General features: G+C 49.6%; 5 protein-coding genes. All 5 read right to left on the bottom strand.

Annotation, left to right across the window (positions count from 1 at the left end):
• On the bottom strand, positions 1-259 hold a 259-nt coding region (locus RUMCAL_RS15875; RefSeq protein WP_021681576.1), incomplete at its 3' end, for a dockerin type I domain-containing protein.
• A gap of 55 nt (positions 260-314) precedes the next feature.
• A complete protein-coding gene (locus RUMCAL_RS05265) occupies positions 315-1004 on the bottom strand; it encodes a dockerin type I repeat-containing protein (protein WP_040647134.1) in 690 nt (229 codons plus the stop codon).
• Positions 1005-1229: 225 nt separating this feature from the next.
• Positions 1230-1472 carry a 30S ribosomal protein S18 gene (gene rpsR / locus RUMCAL_RS05260; RefSeq protein WP_021681574.1) on the bottom strand — a complete coding sequence of 81 codons (243 nt, stop codon included), beginning with the start codon at positions 1470-1472 and terminating at the stop codon, positions 1230-1232.
• 47 nt (positions 1473-1519) lie between these two features.
• Positions 1520-2056 (bottom strand): single-stranded DNA-binding protein, encoded by a 537-nt coding sequence (locus tag RUMCAL_RS05255; protein WP_021681573.1) that lies wholly within the window; start codon positions 2054-2056, stop codon positions 1520-1522.
• 25 nt (positions 2057-2081) lie between these two features.
• On the bottom strand, positions 2082-2372 hold the full coding sequence (gene rpsF, locus RUMCAL_RS05250) for a 30S ribosomal protein S6 (protein ID WP_040647133.1): 291 nt from the start codon (positions 2370-2372) through the stop codon (positions 2082-2084).
• Positions 2373-2524: the final 152 nt, after the last annotated feature.

The following is a 2524-nucleotide window of genomic DNA, read 5'->3' as shown; positions in this document are numbered from 1 at the left end:
TCCAGTCTGCATCGCTCTGGTCAACAACACCGTCGCCGTTCACATCTGCCAGCTTCAACTGCTCCGCAGTCAAAGCCTCGTTGTCCACATACAGTGCATGTGTCACCATTGCCGCATCGTGTCCGGTGATAAAACCGTCCATGTCTACATCGCCCAGTGCATACGCTCCCTCAGCACTTGCACTCATGGCAGATACCGGCAGTGCTGCCAGTGCCATAACGCCCGCAAGGACTGCGGAAATACCCTTTCTCATTTTCATAAAAATTCCTCCTTCAAATTAAAAAAACGCGGAATAAATCTTGCACATAACTGCCTTAAGCGTTTTCTACACCATACCGAATGCTGTGTTCTACACCAGCTTTGATCTGATCCCAGACATTTTCTCTCTCGCCAGCTGCATCGGCATCCACCCAAGCCAGCACCAGATCTTCACCCAGATCATACCGCTTTTCCGTGAAATAAATGGTGTCCATTTCACATGCACCTCTAAGAGCCACATCCAAAACAGTGACAAACACATCCTCATTATCCAAAACGCCGTCACCATTCACGTCCATCAAGTTGTAGCAGACTTCCGGCAAAGCATCTTCATAGTACCCGTTTTCCAAAAGAGCCACGCCCTTTTCCAGAGGACGTGCCTTGCCCGCACCCATTCTGGCAATAGTGTATGACTGTTCATAAATCGTGCATGCATTCATCGTAAACACGTCGATCTGCCCCAGTGCATACACCTGATTCTCGTGAATCCAGTCTGCATCGCTCTGGTTAACAACACCGTCACCGTTTACGTCTGCCAGCCGCAGCTGTTCCGCAGTCAGTGCTTCATTGTCCACATACAGTGCATGTGTCACCATAGCCGCATCGTGTCCGGTAATGAAACCGTCCATGTCCACATCGCCCAGTGCATACGCTCCCTCAGCACTTGCACTCATGGCAGATACCGGCAGTGCTGCCAGTGCCATAACGCCCGCAAGAACTGCGGAAATACCCTTTCTCATCTTCATAAGTAAAAGCCCCTTTCTGGTTGAAAATGCGATAAACTCCTGCCGTTTTGACAGACATTTATCTAATTTTATTATAATGGTTTTTTTGTATTTTGTCAATCTTTCAACCGGTGTGATTTTGCACAAATTTTCACAGAAAAATTCAGCAGATCATACAACCAACGCCAAACAAAAAAGCGTTCCGGCAAAAGCCGAAACGCTTCCATTTTCGTTGTAAAAAACAGCTTAGTCGCTGACATACGGCAGCAGTGCGATGTGTCTTGCACGCTTGATTGCAGTTGTCAGTTCACGCTGGTGGAATGCACAAGTGCCGGTGACTCTGCGGGGCAGAATCTTTGCACGTTCAGTCATGCACTTCTTGAGCTTGGCAACGTCCTTGTAGTCGATACGCTCAACGCGATCTATACAGAACATACAAACCTTTTTGCGGGGGCGTTTGCCGCCACGCTGAGATCTTTCTCTCTCCATGATGTTTTTATCCTCCTATCTGCAATGCGGTATTTCTTTGGATTCGATCAGAAGGGAACTTCGCCGTCACTCAGAATTTCTTCAAAGTCACCCAGATCGCCCAGCTGCATCGCACCCGGTGCGTTGTTCGCTGCCGGAGCCTGCGGTGCAGGCTGTGCTGCCGGCTGCTGATATGCCGGTGCGGACTGTGCAGGAGCCGGCTGTGCATACGCCGGCTGCTGATAGGCACCCTGATACCCGCCGCCATTTTCCTGTGCGGAACGCTTGGACTCTCCAAAGGTAACATTGTCTGCCAGAACTTCCATGCTGTAGTGCTTTACACCATTCTGGTCGGTGTAGTCATTGTTTCGCAGACTGCCTTCCACAATGATCATACTGCCCTTGTGGAAATAGCGGCTGACAAACTCTGCCTGCTGCCGCCAGCAGCTGACGTTGATAAAATCAGCTTCCCGTTCGCCGGTCTGCTTATTCGTAAAACGACGATCGATCGCCAGACGAATGCGGCAAACTGCAACACCGCTCGGCGTCTGCCGGAAATCCGGATCCGCACACAGCCGTCCCATCAGAATTACTTTGTTCAGCATGTTGTTCCCCTTTCTGAAATTCGTCTTACTTTACGGTAACGAGAGAACGCAGAACGCCGTCTGTGATGTTCAGAACACGCTCTACTTCTGCCGGAACGTCCGGAGTGGACGTAAAGGTATACAGTGTGTAGTAACCGTCCGGCTCGTCGTTGATCGGATAAGCCAGCTTACGCTTGCCCCACTCGTTTACTTCGTCCAGTGTGGCAGCAGATGCGATCTTCTCGCGGAACTTTTCAACCAGTTCCTTTACAGCTTCTTCACCGTTCTTCAGACTGAAAACCGTCATCAGTTCGTAGGATTCCTGTTTCTTTGCCATACTCAATACACCTCCTTCTGGATTTCGCCCATGCAGGGCATGAGCAAGGATAACATACCTATTATACCAAACCCGACAAAAAAAGTCAAGCCCTTTTGCAAAAAAAATTGCACGGAAATTCTGCGTTGTCAATAGATGTGACCCATTGGATG

Origin of the sequence: Ruminococcus callidus ATCC 27760 (assembly GCF_000468015.1) — a bacterium.
GTDB classification, from domain to species: Bacteria; Bacillota; Clostridia; order Oscillospirales; family Ruminococcaceae; genus Ruminococcus_C; species Ruminococcus_C callidus.
The sequence above is the reverse complement of the archived record's forward strand: the minus strand, read 5'-3'. Positions and strand labels throughout refer to the sequence as shown.